The sequence below is a fragment of the Actimicrobium sp. CCC2.4 genome, assembly GCF_034347385.1.
In the GTDB taxonomy this organism is placed as follows: Bacteria; Pseudomonadota; Gammaproteobacteria; order Burkholderiales; family Burkholderiaceae_D; genus Actimicrobium.
In genome coordinates, this window is the sequence record NZ_CP133777.1 from 2,445,120 (window position 1) to 2,462,959 (window position 17,840).

The 17,840-nt window shown below is 62.8% G+C and carries 13 protein-coding genes; 2 read left to right on the forward strand and 11 right to left on the reverse strand.

The window, feature by feature from the left end; translation table 11 throughout:
- Positions 1–16 precede the first annotated feature (16 nt).
- From RHM62_RS11365 to RHM62_RS11415, 11 genes are all read right to left on the reverse strand, one after another.
- Entirely contained in the window at positions 17–979 is a 963-nt protein-coding gene (locus tag RHM62_RS11365) for an oligopeptide/dipeptide ABC transporter ATP-binding protein (RefSeq protein ID WP_322122214.1), read from the reverse strand.
- A 32-nt stretch (positions 980–1,011) separates the two neighbouring features.
- Positions 1,012–1,986, reverse strand: coding sequence for an ABC transporter ATP-binding protein (locus RHM62_RS11370; RefSeq protein ID WP_322122215.1), 975 nt, complete (start codon positions 1,984–1,986; stop codon positions 1,012–1,014).
- 2 nt (positions 1,987–1,988) lie between these two features.
- Positions 1,989–2,867 carry an ABC transporter permease gene (locus tag RHM62_RS11375; protein WP_322122216.1) on the reverse strand — a complete coding sequence of 293 codons (879 nt, stop codon included), beginning with the start codon at positions 2,865–2,867 and terminating at the stop codon, positions 1,989–1,991.
- A 10-nt stretch (positions 2,868–2,877) separates the two neighbouring features.
- Positions 2,878–3,816, reverse strand: a complete 939-nt coding sequence (locus RHM62_RS11380) for an ABC transporter permease (protein ID WP_322122217.1) — start codon at positions 3,814–3,816, stop codon at positions 2,878–2,880.
- Positions 3,817–3,823: 7 nt separating this feature from the next.
- On the reverse strand, positions 3,824–5,311 hold the full coding sequence (locus tag RHM62_RS11385) for an ABC transporter substrate-binding protein (RefSeq protein ID WP_322122218.1): 1,488 nt from the start codon (positions 5,309–5,311) through the stop codon (positions 3,824–3,826).
- 452 nt (positions 5,312–5,763) lie between these two features.
- Complete coding sequence (locus RHM62_RS11390) at positions 5,764–9,069, reverse strand: DEAD/DEAH box helicase (protein WP_322122219.1); 3,306 nt, start codon at positions 9,067–9,069, stop codon at positions 5,764–5,766.
- Positions 9,070–9,157: 88 nt separating this feature from the next.
- A complete protein-coding gene (locus RHM62_RS11395) occupies positions 9,158–9,346 on the reverse strand; it encodes a hypothetical protein (protein WP_322122220.1) in 189 nt (62 codons plus the stop codon).
- On the reverse strand, positions 9,343–10,350 hold the full coding sequence (locus RHM62_RS11400; protein WP_322122221.1) for an HD domain-containing phosphohydrolase: 1,008 nt from the start codon (positions 10,348–10,350) through the stop codon (positions 9,343–9,345). The genes RHM62_RS11395 and RHM62_RS11400 overlap by 4 nt, the downstream gene beginning before the upstream one ends.
- Before the next feature lie 2 nt (positions 10,351–10,352).
- Positions 10,353–12,170, reverse strand: coding sequence for a response regulator (locus RHM62_RS11405; RefSeq protein WP_322122222.1), 1,818 nt, complete (start codon positions 12,168–12,170; stop codon positions 10,353–10,355).
- Positions 12,167–15,163 carry a hybrid sensor histidine kinase/response regulator gene (locus tag RHM62_RS11410; RefSeq protein ID WP_322122223.1) on the reverse strand — a complete coding sequence of 999 codons (2,997 nt, stop codon included), beginning with the start codon at positions 15,161–15,163 and terminating at the stop codon, positions 12,167–12,169. Before RHM62_RS11410 ends, RHM62_RS11405 begins: the two co-directional genes overlap by 4 nt.
- A gap of 47 nt (positions 15,164–15,210) precedes the next feature.
- Positions 15,211–15,960, reverse strand: coding sequence for a cache domain-containing protein (locus RHM62_RS11415; protein WP_322122224.1), 750 nt, complete (start codon positions 15,958–15,960; stop codon positions 15,211–15,213).
- A gap of 307 nt (positions 15,961–16,267) precedes the next feature.
- Between RHM62_RS11415 and RHM62_RS11420 the strand changes: the two genes are divergently transcribed.
- Positions 16,268–16,429: a hypothetical protein gene (locus RHM62_RS11420; protein WP_322122225.1), complete on the forward strand. Its 162-nt coding sequence runs from the start codon at positions 16,268–16,270 to the stop codon at positions 16,427–16,429.
- On the forward strand, positions 16,426–17,745 hold the full coding sequence (locus RHM62_RS11425) for an AarF/ABC1/UbiB kinase family protein (RefSeq protein ID WP_322122226.1): 1,320 nt from the start codon (positions 16,426–16,428) through the stop codon (positions 17,743–17,745). The genes RHM62_RS11420 and RHM62_RS11425 overlap by 4 nt, the downstream gene beginning before the upstream one ends.
- Positions 17,746–17,840: the final 95 nt, after the last annotated feature.

Consider the following 17,840-nt stretch of genomic DNA (forward strand, 5'->3'; position numbering starts at 1 on the left):
CCTGTTCTAAAAATGGTTAGCGATGCGGTGAGCGATACAGATGGCAAGTCACGAACTGTCCCGGAGCGATTTCGACCGGTGCCGGTGCGACGGTTTTGCAGACCTCCATGCAGCTGGTGCAGCGCGGATGGAAATGACAGCCGGTCGGTGGTGCGGCCGGATTCGGAATGCTGCCTTGCAGGACGATGCGTTGTCGCAGTTCGTCCGGATGTTCGCGCGGGATGGCCGATAACAGTGCCTGCGTGTACGGATGTTTCGGGTCGCGGTAGATGCTGTCGCACGGACCGGTTTCGACCAGCCGCCCGAGGTACATCACGCCGATGCGCTCGCTGACATGCCGGATCACGGCGAGGTCATGCGAGATGAACAGGTAGGTCAGGCCGAGTTCTTTTTGCAGGTCCTTGAGCAGGTTCAGGATTTGCGCCTGGATCGACACATCGAGTGCCGACACGGCTTCGTCGGCGACCACCAGTTTCGGTTGCGTGATGATGGCGCGGGCGATGCCGACGCGCTGGCGCTGGCCACCGGAAAATTCATGCGGATGACGGCTGGCGTAGGACTGGCTCAGGCCGACCCGCTCCAATATGTCGGCCACTTTGCGCTTGCGCGTGGGCCGGTCGAACAGCTCATGCACGATCAGCGGTTCTTCGAGGACGTCGCCGATGGTCATGCGCGGATTGAGCGAGGCGAACGGATCCTGGAACACCATCTGCATGTTGCGACGCATGCGCCGCAGCGGTTCGGCACGCAGCGCCATCAAGTCCTGGCCCATGAATTCGACCGTGCCGGCACTCGGTTCGATCAGGCGCAGCACGCTGCGTCCGGTGGTCGATTTGCCGCAGCCGGATTCGCCGACCAGCCCGAGTGTCTGGCCTTCGGCGATCTCGAACGAGACATCGTCGACGGCTTTTACGGGCGTGCCGGCGCGACCGGCAAAGTGCTTTTTCAGGCCGCTGACTTTGAGCAGGGGAGGGGTCATGGCATTGGCTCCGGTCGAGTGTGAAGGGGATGTCATCCGGGATACCAGCAGCGGGCCAGATGCCCCGCAGCGACTTCGATCAGGTCGGGCATCTGCGCGCGACACTGCGCATCGGCCTTCGGGCAGCGCGCCGCAAAACGGCAACCGCTGTCGACCGAACCGGGCGGCGGCACCATGCCGGGAATCGCCCGCAAGGGTTGGCCGGGTGTCGCCGCCAGCGTCGGGCGCGCCTGCATCAGGGCCGTGGTGTACGGATGGGCGGGTGCATCGAACAGGTCGCGCACGCTGCTTTCCTCGACCACCTGGCCGGCATACATGACAACGACGCGTTCGCACATCTCGGCGACCACGCCGAGGTCATGCGTGATCATCAGGATGGCCGTGCCTTGCTGCTCCTTGAGGTCGCGCATCAGGTCGAGGATCTGGGCCTGAATCGTCACGTCCAGCGCGGTGGTCGGCTCGTCGCAGATCAGTACGCCGGGATGGCACAGCAGCGCCATCGCAATCATCACGCGCTGGCGCATGCCGCCGGACAGACTGTGCGGGTAGTCGTCGATCAGCTGTTCGGCGCGCGGCAGGCCGACCTGCTTGAGCATCGCGATGCTCTGTTCAGTGATCTGCTTGCGGTCCAGTTTGGTGTGCATGCGCAGCATCTCGCCGAGCTGGTCGCCGATCCGGTGCAGCGGATTGAGCGAAGTCATCGGCTCCTGAAAAATCATCGCGATGTCCTTGCCGCGCAAGGCCCGCAAGCTGGCCTCACCGGCCTGCAGCAGGTCTTGTCCGCGAAAGCGCACGCTGCCGCTCAGTCTGGCTTTGCTGGCCATCGGAAACAGCCGCAGGATGGATAGCGCCGTGACGCTCTTGCCGCAACCGGATTCGCCGAGCAGACCGAGGGTCTGGTTGGCGTGCAGCGTGAACGACACGCTGTCGACCGGCGCAACCGGTTTGCCGTTGCGCAGGAACTCGACCTTCAGATCGCGCACTTCGAGCAGGGGAGAGGTGGTCATGGTCATCGGTTCAGTTTCGGGTCGAATACTTCGCGGATGCCATCGCCAAGCAGGTTAAAGCCGAGCACTACCACGAAGATCGCGATGCCCGGCCACAGCACCAGCGTCGGATTGGTATTGAGGTAGCCCTGGGCGATATGCAGCATCGAGCCCCAGCTCGGATCTTCGGGTTTGGCACCGAGGCCGAGATACGACAAGCCTGCTTCGGCGATGATGGCCGAGCCCATCGCAAACGAGGCCTGGATTACCAGCGGAGCCATCGCATTGGGCAGCACGTAGCGCCACATGATGCGCAGATCGCCGGCACCGACCGAGCGCGCCGCCATCACGTAATCGAGGTTGCGGATCGTCATGGCCTGGCCGCGCGCCAGTCGCACAAAAGCCGGTGTGAAGCCGATACCGACCGCCACCATCGCGTTATAAAAACCGCCGCCCAGTGCCGCCGAAATGGCCAGCGCCAGGATCAGCGACGGGAAGGCCTGCAACGCATCGACGAGTCGCATCACGACCCAGTCATCCCAGAAACCACGGTAGTAACCGGTGGCGATACCGATCGGTACGCCGACCGCAAACGCCAGCCCGACCGCGATCAGTGCGGCCTGCAGCGAGATGCGCGCGCCGTACACCATGCGTGAAAAAATATCGCGGCCCAGATCATCGGTGCCCATCCAGTGCAGCCGGCTCGGGTCGCCGAGGATGTTGCCGTAATCCTGATCGAACACAGGATGGAACGGTGCCAGCAGCGGCGCAGCGATGGCGACGAGGATCAGCAGCACGATGATCAAGGCGCCGGCCACGGCCATGCGGTTGCGGGCAAAGCGGCGCAAGCCGGCGTAGCGGACCGCTTGCGGCAAGGCGAGTGCGGGGAGCGGAGACGTCATGCGGGCTTCCTCATTTGGCGATGCGCGGATCGATCACGCCATACAGCAAATCGACGGCCAGATTGACCAGCACCACCATCAGCGCGGCAGCCAGCACGCCGGCCTGGACCAGCACATAATCGCGCTGGAAAATCGCGTCGACAATCATCTTGCCCATGCCCGGGATCCCAAAAATGCTTTCGGTGATGACCAGTCCGCCCAGCATGCCGGAGACCATCAGTCCGCTGGCGGTCACGACCGGAATCATCGCGTTGCGCAGGCCGTGACCGAGCACGACTTGCCAGTCCTTCAGGCCTTTCGAAAACGCGGTGCGGATGTAATCTTCATTGAGCACTTCGAGCAGACTGCTGCGGATCATCCGCATCAGGATGGCCGATTCACGCAGGCCGGTGGCGACCATCGGCATGATCATCGCCAGCAGGTTGCCGCGCCAGTCCTCCGAAAACGGCACATAGCCGGATGCCGGCAACCAGCCCAGATTGACCGCGAACAGCACGATGAACATCATGCCCAGCCAGAAATGCGGCACCGACATGCCGAACAGCGCGATGAAGGTACTGACACTGTTGGCGATGCCGTTCGGCCGCGCCGCCGCGAGGATGCCGGTCGGCAGCGCGATCAGCAGCGCCACCACGAAGCTGCCGACAGCCAGCTCCATCGTCACCGGCAAGCGTTGCAGCAGGCTGTCGATGACCGGCGTGTTATCGATGAACGAGCGACCGAGGTCGCCATGCAGTACTGCCCACAGCCAGCGGCCGTATTGCACCACCAGCGGATCATCGAGGCCGAGCCGCAAGCGCATCGCCAGTGCCGCCTCGGGCGTGGCTTCGAGGCCGAGGATGGCAGTGACCGGGTCACCCGGCAGGATCGCCAGCAGTGAAAAAATCACCATGCTCACCAGCAGCAGGGTCGGTATCACCAGCAGGATGCGCTTGAGCAGATTCGGCATCGGGTGCTTATTTGTCCAGCGTCGCGGTTCTGATCACGCCATCGGGCACGAAGCGAAAACCGGTGACCGCTTTCGAGACGCCGAACAGCACGTTGTCATGGTTCAGGTAGACGTAGGGCACCTCGTTGACGAGGATTTGCATGACCTGCGAATACAGGACTTTGCGCTTGGCTTCGTTGCCTTCGACGCGGGCTTGCAGCAGTACCGCATCAAGCTCCGGATTGGCCAGGTGCGAGTAATTCAGCGAGCCATTGCTGACCGTGAAATCGTAGATGTTCTGGTCCGGATCAGGCCGTCCGCTCCAGCCGATCATGACCGCATCGAAGGTGCCGGCCTTGCCCGCCTCGATCTGCGCGGCCAGCTCGGCTTTTTCCAGCGACACGGTGATGCCGGCAGGACGCAGCATGCCCTGAATCATTTGCCCGACCTGCAATTCTTCGGGGGTGGTCGGCAGCGTCAGCCGGAAGCTGAAACCGGCTTCCTTGCCGGCGCTTTTGAGCAGGGCCTTGGCCTTGGCGAGGTCGGGCTTGGGCGGGATGTCCGTCGCATCGTTGGCAAAATGGGCCTTGCTGAAGGGCGAATGGCCGACCGCCACGGCACCGTTATAAACCACCTTGGCGATGGCGTCGCGGTTGATCAGCAGGTCGATCGCCTGGCGCACTTCCTTGCGATCGAACGGTGCTCGCGTGGTATTGAAGTAAAAGCCGCGAAAGCCCAGCGATGGCTTGTTGATCACCAAATACTTGGCGTTGGCCAGCGGATTACTCAGTTCCTTGTACGGAAAGCGGTTGGTGATATCGACCTGGCCGCTGCGCAGGTTGTTGAAGGCGACATTGACGTCGCTCATGATCTTGTAGACGACCTGGTCGGCCTTGGGCAAACCGGCTTGCCAGTAATTCGGGTTTTTATCGAGCGTCAGCGACGCGCCTTTCAAGCGACCCTTGTAGATGAACGGACCGGTACCGACCGGATTGTTGACGTAATCCTCGCCGTATTTTTTGACGGCTTCCGGCGACGACATCATGCCGGCGCGGTCGGTCAGGATAGACAGGAAGGGTGCGAACGGCGTGCTCAGCTCGATCCGCACGGTGGCGTCATCGACGACGGTAATCTGGCGGATGGTCTTGAGGTCATTGCGGCGCAACGAGGATTTTTCCTGGCCGCGCAGCAGGTTGAATTCGACAGCCCTGGCATTGAACGGCGTGCCATCCTGGAACTTGACGTCCTTGCGCAGAAACAGCGTGTAGGTTTTCTGGTCGTCCGAAACGGTCCAGCGTTCGGCCAGCATCGGCACGATCGCGCCCTGTTCGTTGAGGTCGAGCAGCTTGTCGAAGATGCTCTGATAGACCATGCGCTCCGCGATCATTGACGACTGGGTCGGGTCAAGCTTGCCGGGATCATTGTCGAGCGAAATATTGATCGTCGTCGCGCTGGCAGACCAGCTGATACCGGTCAGTAGCGTTGCCAGCAGGAGTCGGGGGAAGGGCGTGCGCATGCGTGATCCTCTCGGGTGGTCGTTCCGGCTGCGCAGTGACGGGCAGCTGGCGGTACAGGGGGAATGAACGGTTTACCCGACCCGTTGTGTCCCGGGCTAAAGCAGGCAATCGACTATAGCGGCATTATTTTTTAATGTATACAACGCCGTATACCTAAAATCAGGCGCGTCGAAAATGCCCGGAAAGGGGCGTGGGAAGTCAGGAAAACGGGCGGAGATTGCACCGTCGGGGGTACCGGTGGGTGTTGGCGGTGCGTTGGATTGAGGGCTTGATTCGACAAGCGCCGTTCGACAGGCTCAGGGTGACCGGTTTCTTTGGGGCGCGGCGGGAGCGCACGGTCTGCGCCCCGCTAACCGTCGATTGGGCAAAGCCTCATCGTGCCCATCCTACGGCGACGAATTAGCGCCAAGGTGCAATCAGCGCAGGACATTGCACCGCCGCCAGCACAAGTTTATTTATCCATCGCCGGCATAGGCGCAAACAGCGCTTCCAGGTCTTCCCCGGAAAACTTCACCGCAGCCGCCCCATCCTCCGACAAGATGCCTTCGGCCAGCGCAGCTTTCTTGTCCTGCAGCGCGACGATTTTTTCTTCGATGCTGCCGGCGACGATGAGCTTGTAGACGAACACCGGTTTTTCCTGACCAAGCCGATGCGCGCGGTCGGTGGCCTGATTCTCCGCCGCCGGATTCCACCACGGGTCGTAGTGGATCACGGTGTCGGCCGCCGTCAGGTTCAGTCCGACACCGCCGGCCTTCAGACTGATCAGGAACAGCGGTACTTCGCCTTCCTGAAAACGCCGTACCGGCGTGGCCCGGTCGGTGGTGTCGCCGGTCAGCAGTACGTACGGGATGCCGGCTTTTTCGACCGCTTTGGCGACTAACGCAAGCATGCCGGTGAACTGCGAGAACAGCAGCACTTTGCGGCCCTCTTCAATCATGTCCGGCAGCATCGACAGCAGCAGTTCTAGCTTGGCCGATTCCTTGACGTTGGTGGCCTGGTCGAGCTTGACCAGACGCGGATCGCAACAGACCTGGCGCAGTTTGAGCAGCGCATCAAGCACCACGATATGACTGCGCGCCAGCCCCATTTCGGCGATCACCGCGCGCACCTTGTCGTGCATCGCGGTGCGGACGATTTCATACAGGTCGCGCTGGCCGCCTTCGAGTTCGACCTGGCGCACCACCAGCGTTTTCGGCGGCAGTTCGGTAGCGACTTCGTTCTTGCGTCGACGCAGCATGAACGGCCGGATCCGGCGCGCCAGCAGATCGCGGCGCACCGTGTCTCCGGCTTTTTCGATGGGCGTGCGCCAGCGCTTGGTGAAGTCCTTTTGCGCACCCAGAAAACCGGGCAGCAGGAAGTCGAACATCGACCACAGTTCACCGAGGTGGTTTTCCATCGGCGTGCCGGTCAGGCAAAGCCGGTGGCTGGCCTTGATGCTGCGGATCGCAACAGCAGCGCGGGTGCTGGCGTTCTTGACGAACTGCGCTTCATCGAGGATCAGCAGGTGATAATTGTGCAGCGATAGCACGTCATGGTCGCGCCACAGCAAGGCATACGTCGTCAGGATCAGGTCGTGTTCGTCGATCCGGTCGAACTGGTCCTTGCGACCGGCACCATGCAGCACCAGCACGCGCAGGCTGGGCGCAAAACGCCGTGCTTCATCGCACCAGTTGTGCACCAGCGAAGTCGGCACCACGACCAGCGCGGGCCGCAGCAGCCGGCCGGCTTCCTGTTCGACCAGCAGGTGCGCCAGCGTTTGGATGGTTTTGCCCAGGCCCATGTCGTCGGCCAATACGCCCGACAGGCTGTGCTCGCGCAAAAACTGCATCCACGACACGCCCTGCAACTGGTAGGTCCGCAGTTCGGCCTTCAGGCTGGCCGGCACCGCCACATCGCTGATGCCGCCACCGGCCTTGAGCCGCTGCGCCAGTTGCCGGATCGAGTCCTCGCTATTGAATTGCCAGCGACCGGTATCGTTCAATGCCTCCAGCCGGCCGGCATCGAAGCGCGAGACCCGCAGCGGCTCGCCGGTGTTGCCGTCGAACAGATCGATCAACACCCGCACCACCGGTTTGAGCCGGTCGGCGCGCAGGCGCAAGCGTTCGCCGCGATCGGTCTTCAGTTCGATCGGTTCGTCATCGCTTATGCTGTCGAGGCCACCTTTTAGCCAGCGCGCATCGCGCTGGAATAGCTCTGCCAGCAGCGGCTCAAGGCGCACCTTGCGCTCACCGACCAGGATGCCCATGTCGAGATCGAACCAGCCATCAGCGGCCTGATGCATTGCGCCGTCGATGCCATCGATGTCGATCACATTGAAACGGAAGTCAGCCCCCATGTCGATGCGCCAGCCTTTGTCGCGCAGCACCGGAAGGTCGTCTTCGACGAAGCCCGGCCAGGCGTCCGGATCAAGAAAGCCCCACATCGACGGTGGCAGCGGTGTGCTGGCAAAAATGCGGCCCGATGGCACATGGTCGATACCGGTTTTGCGTAATTCGGCCAGACGGGCTTTTTCGACCAGCGGCTGACGCTTGACCTGCACCAGTTCCTGCGTAGCGGTCTTGACCAGCGTGGTGGTGCTGCCGAGATCGAAGGCGACGCCCTCGTAGTCGAAGCGCACGCTACCGAGATCGAATTCCTTGCCATACGGTCCGTAGCTGCCGACATGCGCGGCATGCACTGCAATCGTGTCGAGCTGCAGCACCGGTTGCGGCACGCAATCGATGATGCGGATCGCAGCCATCTGTTCGACCGGCGGCACCGGCATCTCGGGCGCGATCTGGCGCAGCACGGCAGCGACCATCGGCACTTCGGCCAGCGTGATCGGCGGCATCGTCAGGTATTCGGCAATCTGGTTGGCGGGGCAGGACAGGTTCACCAGTCCGGCTTCGGCCGTGACGGCATCGGCATACCAGAGCGGGTCGACCAGGATCACGCTGGTGGCGGCAGGGCTGGTTTGCAGCAACGGCTGCAAGCGGTCGGCGTGTCCCGGTTGCCAGGCGATCAGGCCATCACGCGGCTCGCCCGGTTTGAGCGCGACGACGGCGATGGTGCCGTGTTCGTCCTGGGCAAACAGGCGTCCGGTGGCGAGCATTTTTTCGATGGCGGTGGCACCGTTGCTGCCGGCCAGGCCGAAGCCGCTGCCGTAGCCGGCGCGCGAGCGTCCCATCCACAGCAGACGCAGGATGGCGAGGTCGTCTTCGCTAATGAATTGCGGCGCATTGAGCAGCGCGCTTTCGACATTGTTCCAGGGCGCACCGATGGCACTGATCGTGCCGTCGCGCTTGACGCCGGCCTTGAAGAACAGCACCTCGAAATTACGGTGATAGCGCGAAAACGCCAGTACGTAAACCAGCGCTGTATTGGGCCGCGTGACGCGCGGTTTTTTCGGGTCCAGTGTCGACACCCGGGCGCGCAATTGTTCCAGCCAGTGGATCAGTTCCGGTCGCACTTCGGTGCGGACGGCGTCGCTATGCTCGAGGCTGGCCATCATCAGCGCGGCCACATGCTTGCAGTCAAAGCCGACCGGACAACTGCAGGTCGACTGGATCACCAGTTCCTTGCCGGCCTGACGGAACGCCACAGTGCTTTGATACGGCGTCAGTTCGGAACCCTGAACCTCGCCGCGCAGCAGGTTGTTATTCCATTCGAGTTGGCTAACGCGCCGCACGTACGGGCGTGCCTTGGCCAGCGTGGCAGGGCCGAGCCAGCGCAGTAGTTGCGCGTGGTCGAACGGAAAAGCATGGGATGTCATGGTCATGAGGAATCGAAAGTCGGCGGCAAGTACCCTCGATTATAAGTTGCCTGTCTGTTATTCGGCGGCAACGTGAAAAACGACCCGGACCGTTCTACGAGTTCTGGTGCAGGCCTGCTCCTTGCTGCCCTGATTCTATCCAGATGCACTGGTGTGGCAGCAGTTTGCTGAAGTAGGTTTTCCAGTGATCGGCAGAGGCACGATCCACCAGCCACGGACCGCGTTCGATGATCAGGCGTTTGTCTAGCGGATGCTGCGATTCAAATACCACGCGGTACATCATGCCGGTGCAGGCTGGATGCTGTCTTCGTCACGCCAGCGGATATGAATATCCATCAGTTCCGGCAGCACGTCGGCAAACACGGTCACCAGGTCCGGATCGAAATGCGCGCCGGACCCGGCGTGGATGTGGGCGACGATACGGTCCAGCGGCCACGGTTCCTTGTACGGCCGTTTCATGCTGAGCGCATCGAATACGTCGGCCAATGCAATGATGCGGGCCGACTCCGGAATCTCCTTGCCGCCCAGCTTGCCCGGATAGCCGCTGCCATCCCATTTTTCGTGGTGGCGCAAGGCGATTTCGGCGGCCAGCTGGAATACCGGCGCCTTGCTTTTGCCGAGGATGTCGCTGCCGATTTGCGGATGGGTGCGCATGATGATCCACTCATCCTCGTCGAGGGGCCCCGGCTTGCGCAGGATGGCCTGCGGAATGCCTAGCTTGCCGGTGTCATGCATCGGTGCGGCCAGTATCAGCCGCTGGCATTGCTCGGGATTCCAGCCGACGCCGTGCGCCAGCGCACCGGCATACGCGGCCATGCGCCAGATATGCGAACCGGTGTCGTTGTCGTTGTAATGGCAGGCGTGGCCCAGCATCAGGATGGCATCGTGGTAGCTCTGCTCGAGCACCGTGGCCCGAACCAGCGACAAATGGGCGCCGACGCGGGCGCGCACGATTTGCGGTGACACCGGCTTGGTAATGTAATCGACGCCACCCGCGTCGAAGCCGGCGGCTTCGTGCGCGATATCGGTGTAGGCGGTGATGAAGATGACCTTGACCTGGCCGCTGGCATCGAGCTGGCGGATTTGCCGGCACAGGTCGTAGCCGTTGATGTCGGGCAGGCCGACATCGAGCAGCACCATGGCAGGCAGATGCTTGGCCATCGCAGCCAGCGCTTCGCTGCCGTTACGGGCAAATACCAGCCGGTAACTGTCCTGCAGGATTTCACGCATGATGGCCAGGTTGGCCGGTTCGTCATCGACGATCAGGATGGTGTGTAGCGAGAGCATGGCTAGACCTTCAATTCAAGTTCGTGCTGGCGCGCCAGCAGGCGGACAGCGGCTTCGGCAGCGCGAAAATCAAAGCCGTGGACGTATTCGCGCAGCGGTGCCAGCGCCGCGCGTGGCAGCCGGGTGGCCAGCGCGGCCAGCAAGGGTTCGACAGGTGCAGGACTGTCGCTGTCAAGAGCGATCAGCAAATTACGGAGCAGGCTTTGCAGGTCGGACCGGTCGGGTTCCAGCAGCGCGACGGACCGCACCTCCGGCTTATCGGGTTGCGGCGCAAGGGCAGGGGCGTAGCGCGCAATCGCCTGCAGCGTCAATGTCAGCGCCGCGTGCAACTGCTGCAGTGCCGGACCGGTGTCCTGACCGTCCGACAGGATCCGTTCGGCCAGTCCGCCCAGCCGGTGCAGTTCGGGCAGGCCGAGGTTGGCTGCATCGCCCGACAGTTTGTGGCTCAGTGCGGCGGCGCGGCGGCGGTCACCGGCGAGCAACAGGCCCTGCAGCCGCCCGATCACATCGGCATGGCTGCGTGCAAAGCGTTGCAGGTAATCGCGGTAGGTCCGGATATCGGGCCACAGCTGCAGGCCGCGTGCGACATCCATGGTCATGGCGGCGGAGGTCGTCACCGCTGAACCGGTCCGGGACTGACGGTGCAAGCGCTGCACCAGGGCGATGATGGCCGGGACATCGAATGGCTTGCTGACGAAATCATTCATGCCGGCGGCGCTGGCCTCGTCGCGCTGCATCTTGAATGCGCCGGCGCTCAGCGCGATGACGGGCAGATCATCGAACTGCGGCAGGCGCCGCAACTGGCGCGTCGCCTCCAGGCCATCCATGACCGGCATCTGCACATCCATCAGCACCAGGTCAACGTCGTCGGGATGCGCCAGCAACCAGTCCAGTGCGGCGCGGCCATCGACGGCCAGCGTGACGTGCGCGCCCTGGTCGGTCAGGATGCGTTGCGCGATGTCGCGGTTGATGTCGCTGTCGTCGACGATCAGCAAACGCACGCCATCCAGCGCCAATGCCCTCACCGGGGCGGGCGCGATCGTGCCGATCAGGGACACATCGATGCAGGTCGACGCACTGTCAGCGGCGACCGTCGCGGGCGCGGCGGCTGCATCAGTCTGCGGTAGCAGGGGGTGCCGCATCGGTTCACCGTCGGCATGGTTGAGCGCTGCACCAGCGTGCCGCTTGCGACCGATATCGCGATAGGCATAGAGCAGCAGCAGGCCTATCGTCATAAACAGCAGCCCCATGAGCAGCACAAAACTGACCCGGGCTGTGTGGCCGCTGCTGGCTTCATCGGCGATGCGCGTCGCCAGCAGATCGTCTTCGGTTCTTTGAATGCCATCGGTCTGATCTTCGAGCGCATTCCAGGTGCGCGTACCGTTGGAAAAGTAGGCATCCTGACGTGATAACCGGCCCGGTTGCAGCTGCAGCCGGGCCTCGGCAAACACCGCGTTCTGGTCGACGAACAGCCTGCGCAGGTTGGTGATGCGCTCGCCTTGCGCGGGATTGTCGCGAGTTAGCCGTTCGATCGTGACGATGCCCGCCCACACGGCATCAAGCGCGGCTTCGCGGTCACTCAGGAACGATGGCTGCTGCTGCAAAAAATAGCCGCGTTGGGCTGATTCGGCTTGCGCCATATGGCTCTTGATCTGCTCCAGCGTGGTCAGCACTTCGAGCGTATGCGCGACCAGACCGGTGGCGGATGCCAGCTGTTTGTCCGCATGCCATGAACTGGCACCGAGCAGACCGAGGCTGGTCATGACCAGGACGAATCCCATGATCACCAGCGGTCGTGCCGGCATGGCGCGCGCCATCATCGATCCGCTCCCTGCACAAACCGGTCGATTGCAGCAAAAGCCCGCTGCAGCGCGTTGTCGAGCTTCACCAGCGCGACGGTCGGGTCACGCCGTTCGATCAGGATGCGTTCGGTTTTACCCGCCAGTCTGTGAGTATCGGGCAGTGCCAGGTTGGCGGCATCGCCAGCCAGTTTGTGCGCCAGCGCGGCAGCCGCAGCGTGGTCATCGGTGGCCAGGCTGGTGTTAATACTGTCGATCGCACCGGCATAGCTGCCGGCAAAGCGTTGCAGGTAATCGCGATACGCCGGCGCGGTGGACCACAGTTGCAAACCACGTGCGACATCCATCACCGCGAACACGACCTGCGCCACGGGCAGAACCGCAGCAGGCGACACGCCAGCCGTCAAAGGCCGGGGACGATGCATACGCCGTATCAGCGCCACCGTACCGGGCACATCGAATGGCTTGCTGATGAAGTGATTCATGCCGGCCGCTTGCGCGGCTTCCTGCTGGGATTTGAACGCGCCAGCCGTCAGCGCGACCACCGGCAGGTCGTCGAATTGCGGCAGGCGACGCAGGCGGCGCGTCGCTTCGATGCCATCCATGACCGGCATCTGAACATCCATCAGCACCAGATCGACGTCGTCGGGATGCGCCATCAGCCAATCCAGTGCGGCTTTCCCATCGACGGCCAGCGTGACCAGTGCACCCTGATCCGACAGGATGCGCTGGGCAACATCGCGGTTGATCTCGCTGTCATCGACGATCAGCACGCGGATGCCGGCCAGCTCATGCAGCATTGACAGCCGGGCAGTGTCCTGCAGCGTCTTGCCGGTGCCACGCTTGTGCTGCGCTTCGGTGACGGCGTTGTAGAGCGTCGATGCCGTGACTGGCTTGGACAGGATGGCATCGACCAGGTCGGTACCGGCGATGCTGACCAGTCCGCGCAGCGAGTAGGCCGTGGCCATGATCACGATCGGGCAGCGCTCCGGTGGCAGTGCGGCGCGGATGGCGCGCGCGGTGGCCAGGCCGTCCATCGCACCGGGCATTTTCCAGTCCAGCACGATGACTTCCGGCAGCAGGTCTTCGCGCTGTGCCAGCAGTTGCGCGAGGACGGCGTCGCCGGACTTGCGGGTGGTGACATCCCAGCCCAGGCCGGTGGCGATGTCGTCGAGGTTTTTAAGGGCGATGTCGCTGTCATCGGCGATCAGCGCATTGAGCCGGTGCGGATTTGTGATGTCGGGCGCGCTGTGGTCCTGCTGCAATGGCACCGTGAACCAGAATTCACTGCCGGTGCCGGGCGTACTGCGCATGCCGATCTCACCGCCCATCAGGCGCACCAGTTGGCGGCAGATGGTCAGACCCAGACCGGTCCCGCCGAAGCGCCGCGTGGTCGAACTGTCGGCCTGGATGAACGCAGAAAACACGTCATCCTGCAGTCCGGCAGCGATGCCGATGCCGGTGTCGAGTACCGAAAAACGCAGTGTCAGCCGGTCGTCGCTGCGCCCGTCCACCACGACACGCAATTCGACCCGCCCGGCCGCCGTGAACTTGATCGCGTTGCTGGTCAGGTTGACCAGCACCTGTTCGAGTCGCAAGGCGTCACCGGTCAGCAACGTGATGCCGGCGGGCAACAGCCGGATCAGCAGTTCGAGCTGCTTGTCGCCGGCGGCGATGCCCATGCTGCCGGCCAGGTTGTCGATGACATCGGCCAGCCGGAACTGTGCGTGCTCGATGACCATGTGGCCGGCATCGATTTTCGAGACATCGAGGATGTCGTTGATGATCCCGAGCAGCATGCGACCGGAGGTGCGGATCTTTGCCACCATCGCGCCGGCATCGCGCTCCAGCGCGGACTGTTCGAGCAGATAAGCCAGACCGAGGATGGCATTGAGCGGCGAGCGGATTTCGTGGCTCATGTTGGCCAGAAAATCGGCCTTGCTGCGGCTGGCGTTCTCGGCCACGTCGAGCGCCTGCAGCACGGCCGCTTCGGCCTGCTTCTGGGCCGAGATATCCTGCGCAAAAATCAGCGTCGCCGCGCCGTCGGCCAGCATCACGCGGGTGGTGGTTTTGTAGACCGGCACCCGGCACGCGTCCCTGCCGAGGCCGATGGCCTCGAACTTCAGCTCGGTCGGACTGTCGAGGTTGATCAGGGCTTCCTGTTCGTGCAGCAGGTCGCTCGACTCCGGCGCAATCATCGCGCGCCACGGCAAGCCGGTCAGGTCGTCGGTGATGGCATAGCCGTGCAGCGCGCGATAGCGCGGATTGGAGTATACCAGCAATCCACGGCGCAGGATTGCGATGGCCAGCGGCGCATCTTCGATCAGTGTGCGAAAGCGGCTTTCGCTGTCGCGCAGCGCACGGCTTAATTGATGCGCGGACACGTCCCTGACTGTCACGACCAGCATGTCCAGCTTGCCATCTGCCGAGCGGACCGGTGCAGTACTGCATTCAAATGAGCGCTGTTGGCCGTTATCGATACGCTGCACATCGAGCGGATAGTCGTGCACGAAATCGCCCCGCAAACCGCGTGCGATGGGCCACTGGTCGGCAGGCAGGTGCAGGCCACCGGCATCGCGCACTGCGATGCCGGCAATGACCGTATCGAACGGCGTGTCCGGATCCATCAGACCGTGGAGGCTGCGACCGGCATCGTTGATGCGCAGCATCACGCCATGCCGGTCGAGCACGAAGATGGCTTCATTCATGTTGTCGAATACGGCCTGCAGCGCATTACGGCTACGCAGCAGTTCGTCCTCGGCGGTTTGCGTGCGCAGACCGGCTTGTTCGCGCTCGTGCTCGCGTTCTTCCTGCACGGCCGTCAGTGCGCGCCGGCGCCACTGCACGCAGGCCAGCGCGCCGCAGCAAACCAGCGCCAGTGCCGCGCAGAACAGGACGACCCATATCGCTTGTCGCCGCATCGGTAGCGTCATCGCCTCGACACTGCGACTGATACCGATGATCAGCGGCTTGTCCATGACCAGCGCTGCCGGCGCGATCGTCCGCAGCGCCATCACGCGCTCCTCGCCGGTGCGCGACGGGCCGGTTTGCAGGCTGTCTGTCAGGCCGCTCTGGCGATGCCGGTTGAACAGGCTGCCGGTTGTTCGGGCACGGAATAGTCAATGTCGGACGTGGCCGGATAACTGAGGAACATCCGGCCATCGCCATGAATGACGACGGTACGCAAGTCAGGTGCGTAGACGATATGCCGGAAAACGCCGGTGAAGTACCCGGGGTCTAAAGTCGCGAGGACGAGGCCGCCAAAACTGCCGTCCGACTTTGGCAGCATGCGCGCCAAGGTGATGATCAGGTCTTTTTTGATGGATTCGAACGGCGCCGAAACAAACAGCCTGGTCGCATCGGGACTGGCCTTTACGGTCTGGAAGTACGCGCGCTGCGACAAGTCCATATCGGTCAGTACGGGGTTGGAACTGGCGATCACCTTGCCGCTGGCATCGACAATGACCAGCGCACGGACACCGGGCATCGCCGCTTCCAGTCGCTGCAGGTGATTGGTCATGCCACGTCCGGGGGCTGTCGCATCCGCGTCGCTGCGGCTGTCCTGGATCAGGTTGGCCAGTACGCTATTAATGACGGTCAGATTTCCCTCAATATCGTTGGCCAGGACACCGGCGAATACCTGTATCCGCTCGCGTTCACTGGCACGCAGTTGCGCTACCGATGCGTAGTGCAGCGCGGCGGCAAACACCGTCACGACGAGTAATGCGACGATCAGTGCCAGCCACTCCAGTGGCTGCCGTCTGGTGATGCCGTGCATGCCGGATCGCGTGATGAGCTTGCTTGTTCGCATGTGAACCAATCCCGGTATGAATACATCGCAGCTTGTGCGGAAGATGGCTCGCTTGCGGTTCCAAGCGGATCAGGGTCGGAAAAAAATGATGCCGGTGATCAAGTTGTATCGGAGGGTAGCATCGTTCGCAACGGTACTTTAAGTAACTTTTTTACTGATAATTATTGTCGGTCTACAAAGCATCGCAACCAATCAGCCGAGCCGCCACACTCGCGTTTGCGCAAACTTTGCTACAGTGACCTGCCTTGGTTTGTTTGCACCCGCAGCCAGATCTCTCCAGGCGATCAACCGATAGCAGGAATCCCCGATGACAAACGACCCGCGCTGCTGTGGCACCGACACCTGCATGATTAACGCCGAAGGCCAATGCTGGTGCGGCCAGCAATGGGATGGCGAAAAAATGTGCCATCCCACCCTTGATCAGAGCGCTGCGGAGGACAGCCCCAAGGATGACGAGGAAGCGCAATGACATCAACGCCGCGTGACAACGGCACGGCAGTACCGGCCGGACGCTGGTCGCGCATGGCCCGCCTGGGCACGCTGGCCACCGGCATCGCCGGCGGTATGCTGGCCGAAGGCGCACGACAGTTGGCACAGGGCAAGCGCCCGGCAATGGGTGACTTGCTGCTGACACCGGCCAACGCGCATCGCGTCGCCGAGCAGCTCTCGCGCTTGCGTGGCGCGGCCATGAAGGTCGGGCAGTTGTTGTCGATGGATGCTGGCAATTTATTGCCGCCCGAGATAGCCGCGATCCTCGCGCGCTTGCGGGAAGATGCCACGCCGATGCCGATGAGCCAGGTCGTCGCTGTCGTCGATGCGGGCTGGGGCGAGGGCTGGCGGCACCAGTTCCGCCAGTTCTCATTCACGCCGGTGGCGGCAGCTTCGATCGGCCAGGTGCATTTTGCACAATTAAAAGATGGCCGCCACGTCGCCATCAAGATCCAGTATCCGGGCGTACGTCAAAGTATTGACAGTGATGTCGACAATGTCGCCGGGCTGTTGCGCCTGTCCGGGCTGCTGCCGGCCACACTGGATATTGCACCGCTGCTGGCGGATGCCAAGCGCCAGCTGCACGACGAAGCAGACTATTTGTGTGAAGGCGCTTACATGACGCGCTACGGCGAGTTGCTGGCGGGGGAATCCGACTATGCGGTGCCTGCGCTGGTACCGGAACTGACCAGCGCCAGCGTGCTGACGATGACGCGCATGGACGGCGTGCCGGTGGAATCGATGACGGGTGCAACGCAAGAAGTGCGTGACCGCATTGCGAGCTTGCTGATCGGCTTGTTGCTGCGCGAACTGTTCGAATTCCAGCTGATCCAGACCGATCCGAATTTTGCCAACTACCGCTACGACACGGCGAGCCGGCAAGTGATCCTGCTCGACTTTGGCGCCACCCGGGAATATCCCGCCGGGCTGGTCACCCGGTTCCGCGCGATCTTGCGTGGCGCGATCGACGGTGACCATGCGGCGATGGACGAAGCGGCGTGCGCGATCGGCTACTACGACGACCAGACCGCCGCGCATCACCGGCAGGCGGTGCTGGCGCTGTTTGTGCAGGCCTGCGAACCACTGCGTACGGACGGGCCTTATGACTTCGGCCAGTCCGATCTGCCATCCCGGATCCGCGACGCCGGTCTCGCGCTTGGCCGCGAACGTGATTTCTGGCACACACCACCGACCGATGCGCTTTTTTTGCATCGCAAGCTGGGCGGGATTTATTTGCTGGCGGCGCGGCTGGGCGCGCGGGTGGATGTGGCGGCGCTGGCGCGGGGGATTTTGTAGGGGGGGCTTCAGCATGATCACGATGGACGGGCGGTGGGTACAACACACCGCTCGCTATCCCCGCAACGCGCGGCGCGCCATCAGACGGTGGTTTT

Excerpts from the sequence above, each read along its gene's own strand:
- RHM62_RS11365 (WP_322122214.1), bottom strand. The coding sequence starts at position 979 with ATGACCCCTCCCCTGCTCAAAGTCAGCGGCCTGAAAAAGCACTTTGCC.
- RHM62_RS11370 (WP_322122215.1), bottom strand. The coding sequence starts at position 1,986 with ATGACCACCTCTCCCCTGCTCGAAGTGCGCGATCTGAAGGTCGAGTTC.
- RHM62_RS11375 (WP_322122216.1), bottom strand. The coding sequence starts at position 2,867 with ATGACGTCTCCGCTCCCCGCACTCGCCTTGCCGCAAGCGGTCCGCTAC.
- RHM62_RS11380 (WP_322122217.1), bottom strand. The coding sequence starts at position 3,816 with ATGCCGAATCTGCTCAAGCGCATCCTGCTGGTGATACCGACCCTGCTG.
- RHM62_RS11385 (WP_322122218.1), bottom strand. The coding sequence starts at position 5,311 with ATGCGCACGCCCTTCCCCCGACTCCTGCTGGCAACGCTACTGACCGGT.
- RHM62_RS11390 (WP_322122219.1), bottom strand. The coding sequence starts at position 9,069 with ATGACCATGACATCCCATGCTTTTCCGTTCGACCACGCGCAACTACTG.
- RHM62_RS11395 (WP_322122220.1), bottom strand. The coding sequence starts at position 9,346 with ATGATGTACCGCGTGGTATTTGAATCGCAGCATCCGCTAGACAAACGC.
- RHM62_RS11400 (WP_322122221.1), bottom strand. The coding sequence starts at position 10,350 with ATGCTCTCGCTACACACCATCCTGATCGTCGATGACGAACCGGCCAAC.
- RHM62_RS11405 (WP_322122222.1), bottom strand. The coding sequence starts at position 12,170 with ATGATGGCGCGCGCCATGCCGGCACGACCGCTGGTGATCATGGGATTC.
- RHM62_RS11410 (WP_322122223.1), bottom strand. The coding sequence starts at position 15,163 with ATGGCGCTGCGGACGATCGCGCCGGCAGCGCTGGTCATGGACAAGCCG.
- RHM62_RS11415 (WP_322122224.1), bottom strand. The coding sequence starts at position 15,960 with ATGCGAACAAGCAAGCTCATCACGCGATCCGGCATGCACGGCATCACC.
- RHM62_RS11420 (WP_322122225.1), top strand. The coding sequence starts at position 16,268 with ATGACAAACGACCCGCGCTGCTGTGGCACCGACACCTGCATGATTAAC.
- RHM62_RS11425 (WP_322122226.1), top strand. The coding sequence starts at position 16,426 with ATGACATCAACGCCGCGTGACAACGGCACGGCAGTACCGGCCGGACGC.